An 8157-nucleotide genomic window follows, 5' to 3' on the forward strand; every position below is an offset into this window, starting at 1 on the left:
ACTCGACCGACCCAACTGCAACAAAAAGCGTTAGATTTATTGGGAGTTTCCCTGATTTGTACCCAGTAACGGGGTGCCAGAAATTCTTTTAATCCCTCCTACAGCACAGCTTATGCCTTTTTGTCAACGGGGAGGTCCAGTTATAAACAGGATGAATATCAATACTCTATCCTGTTTTAGGATATTTGCCTACCCCATAAACCAATGACCTAGAAACTTAGTCCAAGATAATTTTATCGCCAAACTTTTTTCTGTAAAATCTGACTAATTTCTTGGGGAAAAGGACAATCATCGGGAAAGTTAAAGGATTGATAATCGGGGTTATCTCGCAAGCTTTTTAAAGCCTTGGCATAGCAATCTAAAAATACTTGCTCCCAGTAGGGTTTTAAACTAGGAGAATCGCTTAAAATTTCTTCTAGTTCCCGTTGACTGCGCCCGATAGTTTCTTGCCAACCTCGATAATCCTCAACGTAGTCAGTATAGCAAAGTTTGAGGCATTGTTCTAAGATGGTCGTTAACCGGTTGCGGAGTTCACGTTTTTGAGTTCTGCCCAAACTTTCTATCTCCTCAATCAAGTTTTCCCAGTCAACTTGATCAAAGTTTTTTTGTTTTAACAGAGTGATTGTCTCGTTCAGCCAGCCGACATAATCAGTTTGAATTATCACAAAACCTCTGGATTTTATCGGTTTGAATTTAGATAAAAAATAACCAATTATTGATTACAATAAACCATCCATTAAAGTGAGAATTTCCGAGATATTTTCGTGACTAGAATTGGTTTTCAGATGGTTTTCTAAAAGTTCCTTGAGAGCAACCAGTTTCAGACTATTTTCCGCCAAAGTATTAGCGATCGCAGGAGCAGCCGGCAGATAACCCGTAGCACCCAAATCCATTAAAGCAGAACGACGCAGCTGTAATTCTTCCCCTTGCAAAGCCTTAATCAGAATATCGCCATAGTGGGGGTTAGTCGTGAGTTGATAGAGGGCGCGAGCAGCCGCATAACGCACTTTTTCGACGAAATGCTTTAAAAACGGTTCGATGAGGGGAATCGCTTCCCTCGCTTGCAGGGTTCCCAAGGCCTCGATAATCGCTTCGTAGGGTTGGACTAAATGGGGTTTTCCCGCCACTAAAACAGCCACTTCGATGCCACCCTCTAATAGTTTCTTTAAAGTTGCGATCGCGCTTCGATCCTGAAGCATTTCCAATGCTTGGGCCGCCGATTCGCGCACATAATAATCCTCGCATTCGAGACAGGCAATCAAAGCGGGAAGACAACTGAGATCATCTAATTTCCCTAAAGCGCTGGCGGCATTGCGTCGCAGGGGATAACCACCGTCAGGGGTGCGATCGCTTTCGTCCTCTAAAGCGGCAATTAACGCCGAAATCGCCTCCGGTTGACGAACACGAAATCTACCCAACCACCAAGCGGCGTAATAACGCGCTCCTAGGTCTTCTCTTTGCTGGATATTAGCGATCGCTTGTTCAACAGTATAGGCCGGATTATCGACGGGAGGAGAGTAAGAATCGCTCATAGACAAGTGAAAATGGGTGTGGGGTGTTGGGGTGTAGGGTGTGGGGTGTGGGGTGTAGGGTGTAGGGAAGTGGGGGGATGGGGAGAATAAATAAAACCTGTCTCCTGTTTCCTGCCTCCTGTCTCCCGTCTCCTGTCTCCTAACTCGGAAAATACTGACGACCGACTCAGTTTTTCATAGTCGCCGCACCCTTGCCAATACCAGAATAAATCAAACCCCGTTGAGCATCGAGACTAATGATCACCCCTTCGCGGATAATTTTCGTGGCATTTTTAACCCCGACAATAACAGGAATACCCAATTTTAAACCGATAGTAGCGGCGTGATTGTTCATCGCATTATCTTCGGTGATAATTCCGCCAGCTTTCCGCATCATATCCACATATTCGGCGCTGGTGGTGGGAACGACTAAAATCTCCCCACTACTAAAACTACCCACTTCTCGGGCATTATGGGCCACTCGCGCCCGGCCACTGGCCAAACCCTGGCCGATACCTGTACCCTTGCCCAAAAGGGATTTTACCACTTCCACCTTAATTAAATCCGTGGAACCGGCCACCCCTTGCAGAGTTCCCGCCGTCATCACCACTAAATCACCATCCGCGAGGAGGTTATTTTCCTGGGCAAGATTCATCGCCACTTGAAAAGTTTGGCTGGTGGAGGGTAAATCGAGTAATAACATCGGTTTTACGCCCCAAACTAGCTGTAACTGCTGTGCCACTTCTCGATGGGGGGTAACGGCTAAAATCGGGGTTTTGGGGCGAAATCGGGAGACATTACGGGCAGTAGAGCCGGTTTTTGTCAGGGTAATAATTGCCGCTGCCCCCAATTGTTCGGCAATTTGACTAACTGCCGAGGAAATAGCGTTAGGAATCGATTGTTTATTGTTAGAGCGAGCGGCACTATTGATCTGTTCCCGTTCGATCCTTTCGGCAATGCGGGCCATGGTTGCCACTGCTTCGATGGGATAATGACCCACAGCCGTTTCATTGGAAAGCATGACCGCATCAGTGCCATCTAAAATCGCATTAGCCACGTCCGAAACCTCGGCACGGGTGGGACGAGGATTACTGGCCATACTGTCAAGCATTTGAGTGGCGGTGATAATCGGGATGCCTAGCTGATTAGCAGTATTAATCAGGCGTTTTTGCAGGATTGGCACGTCTTCGGCTGGTAATTCTACTCCTAAATCTCCCCTAGCCACCATCACACCATCACAGAGGGATAAAATTGCCTCCATTTCCTCGATCGCTTCGTGTTTTTCAATTTTAGCGATCACGGGGATAGATTTACCCGCACTGGCGATTAATTCTTTAATTTCGAGAATATCTTGGGGATTACGCACAAAACTGAGGGCGATCCAATCCACATCCCACAGCAGTCCGAACATTAAATCTTTTTTGTCCTTATCGGTTAAAGCTTTCACCGATAGATAGACGTTGGGAAAATTTACCCCTTTATTACTGGATAAGACACCCCCAACCACCACGCGACAGGAAAGATCACCTTTCAGGCGATCCACTGATTCCACCCGCATTTCGACTTTACCATCATCGAGGAGAATTCTCGAACCTTCTGGGACTTCCTGGGCCAGAGAGGGATAGCTAATGGAACTGATTTCCTGATTACATTCCACATCCCTAGAAGTAAGGATAAAGGGTTCCCCCGGTTTCAGGGTAATCGACCCACAGGCAAATTTACCTAAACGAATTTTTGGTCCCTGCAGATCCTGAAGGATGCCAATCGGTTGATTGAGTTCAAAGGCTAACTGACGGATCAGGTTAATGCTGTGACGATGGTAATCGTGATCGCCATGGGAAAAGTTTAATCTAAATGTCGTCGCCCCCGCCTTGATCATCTGACGTAATGTTTCCTTATTTTGCGAGGCTGGGCCAATCGTGGCCACAATTTTAGTGCGACGGGGGAAAGACAGAGAGTGCATAGATAAGCAACTAAATAGGCGAAGTAAATATAGCAGCGTTTGGGACGCTCCGATCATCTTCTCATAAATGGCTATATCCAGTGAAAAGTTAAAAGTAAAAAAACGGTGAGATCTACAAATCCCACCGTTCTTATTGATCGAGTCCGTCAACTCAGCTTAGAAACGGAAAGTTGTCCGGATGACACCTACCAAAATGGCGTTATCAGCGTTGTTAGCGTTGAAGACCGCATAGGCACCGGGGGTAATCAGGATGTTTTTGGTGACTGGGAACTTATACTGGGCTTCTACCATGTAAGAGGTTCTGCGTTCTTTGTCGGAACGGGGTACTTGACCACCACCTAAAGAAAAGGCCGCACCTTCCGCAAAGAGGTCGAGGACAGAAAGATTAAGGTTCCAAGACCAGATACCAGTGTTATTGTCTCCGATCGCAGCATTAACTCCCGTGGCCGAGGCATTGGCATAACCCCCCCATGCCCCTAGATTTAAGACTCCCGGGATAACCTGGGCGCTCGCTTGAAGACCGAAACGGTCGGCTACAGTAGCAACGTTACCGAAGGGACGCTCAGTCAGAGGGCTGCTGATGTTACCGAATAAACCAGAACTCATACTATCCGCAGTTTGATAACTGCGAACATAGACGAAGTTAATATCGGCAAATTTGATGAAGGAGAAACCAACCTGAGCGCCAGCACTGTAGGAACCGTTAAATAAACCGCTACCAGGGTTAGGATTGCTGGCTCCATTAGTGCCACCACTAGCTAGGTAGGTTCCTGTGACTTGGAAAACATCCCCGACATTAAATCTGACCGCCGCACCAACACCATCGGGACCGCGGAAGACGATGTTATTGTAGCGTTGACCGCGAGACAAAGCACCTGTACCGCTATCGGCGAGGAAGGGGTTAGTAGTGATGAAAACGTCATCTAGGTTTAACTCGTTAGCACCAACCCAAACGGTGATTTTACCGAAGGGAGTATCGATGGGAGCGCGGTAGAACAAGTCATCGATGGTGACATCGTTGTTCTGGCCATTATCGTATGCTAGACGAGTCATGTTGGTTCTCGTCGGACCGTTTTGGTTGAAAGTGTTGTTAAAGTTACCCGCTTGTAAACGGGTTCTTAACAAATCTTTACCGGTGAAGCTGGTTTCAAAGTTGAGTCGTACCCGATTATTAAATACTGTTTGACTTTCATCTTGATTGCTGCCATCAGTCTCCGTACCGTTGGTATTTCTAACGCCAGCTCGACCACCGAAGCTATCGGCGATACTGAAGATGACCTCACCTCTGAGTTTGGTGGTGGTGGAAAATTGATTGTTTTCCAAGAAAGAAACGCGCTGTTCCAGGTTATCTACTCTAGCCCCTAAGGCCGCTAGTTCGGTTTCAAATTCTTGAACAAGACGTTTTAGTTTATCGATATCTTCTCTGAGTACAGCGACACCATCTTGAATTAAGCGTTCCATGACGTTTAAACAAGCGTTTAAACCGGCGGCAAATTCCCAACGAGTGGTGGCCCGATCACCACGAAAGGTACGGTCGGGATAACCAACGATACAACCGTAACGTTCCACAAGGCTTCTTAATGCCTCGTAGGCCCAAGCGGTGGGAGATACGTCCCGCAGTTGGTTAACGCTAGTCACCTGGGACATGGAACCCTGATAGACACTTGTATTGATCTGCTGACTACTTTGGGCGCGTTGAATGCGATCGAGTTGTTGTTGTGCTACCGGATCAACTTTGAGTTGAGGTGTACCGGAAACAGTTTGAGCTACGGCACCACCTGCGGCGGCCAGGGAAGCACCCAATACTAAAGGAGTTACCTTTGTTAAATTCTTGATTAGTTTTGACATGGGTCAATCCTCACACCTTATTCTATGGATTGAATGAACTATGGATACAAGCAGACTATTTGCTTAGCCTGAATTATACTCACATTCTATGCTAATTCCCTCTTGGCTGGGTTAAGTTAATTTTATGATATGACAGAAAAATTTCTGTCTGATCTTATTAAAATTAGGACTTACTCCCTTGACAAATTAACCATGATGTGCATCGATGAAAATTGGTCGTTTCAGAAGCGATCGCTCAAAGGTGATCAAGAAATCAGGTTCAAATGCCCGAAACCCCTAGAACACATTTTGTCAATCCTGTCAATGGGTAATTCCTAAAGATTTTGTTAAAATCTCAGCCTTTTCAGTGATCAGTTATCAGCTTCTGAAGGCAAGAGGCAACAGGCAAAAGACAGAATCTGACAATTCTCCTACCTAAAAAGAAGGTTAGAAACTAAGCACATCAAAGCTTTTAGCTTAACCAATCAGGTCTTAGATTCAGCCCTTGTTATCAGTGATTAGTTTTCAGTTCACTGATTACTGTTTACTGTTTACTGTTTACTGATCACTGATAAAATCTCCCCACCTCCCTAACAATAGTTGTTTAAACTAGACTCGATCAAGTAAGTTAGAATCGAGGATGATAGATATAGTGCTAGACTTGGGGGTTAGGATATAGATCGACTCCTTGAGTTAAAAACAGCAAGATTGCTGCTGAAAACTGACGGCTAATGGCTGACCGCTATAGATAAAGACTCGATTCTTGAATTTAAGCACCGAGAAGGGAGATAAAGATGGTCAATTTTGGGCTGAATTCGGCCAGTATCTTAGGAATTTTTCTGGCAGTAGCCGGAGCCGGGTTATACTTCCTGCGCTCGGTGCGGCCGGAACTTTCCAGGGATCATGATATATTTTTTGCCGCCGTTGGGTTACTGTGCGGTTTAATTTTACTTTTTCAAGGGTGGCGACTGGATCCGATTTTGCAATTCGGACAATTTTTGCTGACTGGGGCAGCGGTGTTTTTTGCCTTCGAGACGGTAAAATTGCGGGGTTTAACCACGGAACAGGCCCGTCGCGGCACCTCTTTTGTGGATGAACGTCCTGTGAGTCGGGAATATCGGGCCGAATTGGAACCCCTCGACACCTACGAACCAGAGGAACGTTACGAAGATAATCCCCGTTTACGCGGTTACGAGGAGCCCCGCTCTTCCCGCACTTCTAGTTATCAGGACGAGGAACCCCGCAGCACCCGCACCCGTCGGCCGGCCGATACTAGCAGTCGCAAAACGGCTAATCGTCGTCCCCGCAATAGTTCCCCCACTAGCGATCGAGATGTTTATGATCAGCGCCGTAGCGGTGATGATTGGGAAGAAACCAGTCCCCGTCCCCGTCGTCGTCCCGCTAGTGAAGAAACGAGCAGTAAACCGCCCCGCACTGGACAAAAACGTCGTCCTCGCCCAATAATTGAGGACGATCCGCCATTTAAAGGTGAATACGTCGATTATCAACCGATCGATCCTAGGGATACGAGCGATCAAGAAGATTGGGAGAGACCGGATAATAGTGAACGGGAGTCGAGTAATGATAATCCGACTAGGTTTGATTATTAAGGATTAGGTCCGATGACCAAAGCTCTCTTTTTGCTGTTTATCTGCTTGTTTTTAGGGGTTATAGGGGGTTGTAATCTCAATAACCCCGGTTTATCTACAGGAACCCTCAATAGTCGCTATAATGACGAAAAACCTGCCCTGAGCGGTGATGGTCGTTGGCTTGCTTTGCTGTCTAATCGTCGCGGTAGTAATCAGATTCTGCTTTATGATTTGCAGACAAAACAATACCAGACCCTAGGGGGATTATATACGGGTCAAGAAATTACCGATAGCCCTAGTTTAAGCCAAACGGGGCGTTATCTGGCTTATGTGGTGATTATTGAGGGTCGTCCCGTCATCGCTTTATATGATCGCATTACCGATCGTTCTGAGTTATTGAGTCAAAATTATCGCGGTTGGTTGCGAAATCCCCGTCTTAGTCCCGATGGTCGTTATCTTGTCTTTGAATCCGCTCGTCGGGGACAATGGGATGTGGAGGTTTTTGATCGCGGTCCGAATATCGAGTTAGATATTGCCGATGGCAGTCCCGTTGAAAGTCCCAAACCGTGAAACGTCATTTTTTTATTAGTCTTGTTGCTGTAATTAGTTTGTTAACTGGATGTGCGGGTTATCCCAGTTTATTGTCTTTTCCTTTCGATCGAGGGGGGAGAAGTTTAAACAGTGCTGCTAGTGAATTAACTCCCTATCTTGCCTCTCGCTATCTCGTTTTTGCTTCCGATCGCAATGGTTCCCAAGCTATCTATCTTTTTGATGCCATCGATCGCCGTTTATTGCCTTTACCCGGCCTAAATTCTCTCGATCAGATCGCTTCTAGTCCTTCCATTAGTGAAGATGGTCGTTATATCGTTTTTACTGCTAGTCGTCAGGGAAAAACGGCGATTTATCTGTACGATCGACAAACTCAACAGAGAAGGGAAATTGCTCCCGATCTGCTCGCGGAAGTACGCAATCCGATCATCAGTGCCGATGGTTCTAAAGTGGCTTTTGAAGTGGCAAAAAATGGCCAATGGGATATTATGATTTACGATCTATCCGGACGGGTATTAGTCAATGAAAATCAGTGATTATTAGACCCCTTGTAAAAATCAAAAATTGTTGTTAGGGTTCTGAGAGGGGGACAAGCGAGCTAGAAGGTAGATAGGGCAAGCGATATCGCTCTTTGTCCTTTGATGTAATCCTTCAACCGATAGCGGCTAATTTGCATTAGCTCTTCTATATTTTTTTGGAACATTTGATGTAGCTGGAG

At 46.1% G+C, this 8157-nt stretch carries 7 protein-coding genes; 3 read left to right on the forward strand and 4 right to left on the reverse strand.

Going from position 1 to position 8157, the window contains the following annotated elements; translation table 11 throughout:
- Positions 1-233 precede the first annotated feature (233 nt).
- From IM485_RS09835 to IM485_RS09850, 4 genes are all read right to left on the reverse strand, one after another.
- A complete protein-coding gene (locus tag IM485_RS09835; RefSeq protein ID WP_287742747.1) occupies positions 234-665 on the reverse strand; it encodes a DUF29 domain-containing protein in 432 nt (143 codons plus the stop codon).
- Positions 666-719: 54 nt separating this feature from the next.
- On the reverse strand, positions 720-1532 hold the full coding sequence (gene cpcE / locus IM485_RS09840) for a C-phycocyanin alpha-cysteine-84 phycocyanobilin lyase subunit CpcE (protein WP_104398306.1): 813 nt from the start codon (positions 1530-1532) through the stop codon (positions 720-722).
- A 166-nt stretch (positions 1533-1698) separates the two neighbouring features.
- A complete protein-coding gene (pyk, locus tag IM485_RS09845; protein WP_287742750.1) occupies positions 1699-3474 on the reverse strand; it encodes a pyruvate kinase in 1776 nt (591 codons plus the stop codon).
- 156 nt (positions 3475-3630) lie between these two features.
- Complete coding sequence (locus IM485_RS09850) at positions 3631-5322, reverse strand: iron uptake porin (RefSeq protein WP_104398307.1); 1692 nt, start codon at positions 5320-5322, stop codon at positions 3631-3633.
- A 773-nt stretch (positions 5323-6095) separates the two neighbouring features.
- On the opposite strand from IM485_RS09850, the gene IM485_RS09855 reads away from it, so the two are divergent.
- The 3 genes from IM485_RS09855 to IM485_RS09865 are packed head-to-tail and all read left to right on the forward strand — an operon-like array spanning position 6096 to position 7975.
- Positions 6096-6911, forward strand: a complete 816-nt coding sequence (locus tag IM485_RS09855; RefSeq protein WP_287742753.1) for a Ycf66 family protein — start codon at positions 6096-6098, stop codon at positions 6909-6911.
- A 12-nt stretch (positions 6912-6923) separates the two neighbouring features.
- On the forward strand, positions 6924-7460 hold the full coding sequence (locus IM485_RS09860; protein ID WP_104398309.1) for a TolB family protein: 537 nt from the start codon (positions 6924-6926) through the stop codon (positions 7458-7460).
- Positions 7457-7975, forward strand: a complete 519-nt coding sequence (locus IM485_RS09865; RefSeq protein WP_287742755.1) for a TolB family protein — start codon at positions 7457-7459, stop codon at positions 7973-7975. Before IM485_RS09860 ends, IM485_RS09865 begins: the two co-directional genes overlap by 4 nt.
- Positions 7976-8157 lie beyond the last annotated feature (182 nt).

It is taken from the genome of Microcystis sp. M169S2 (assembly GCF_020245865.1).
GTDB lineage: Bacteria > Cyanobacteriota > Cyanobacteriia > Cyanobacteriales > Microcystaceae > Microcystis > Microcystis ichthyoblabe_A.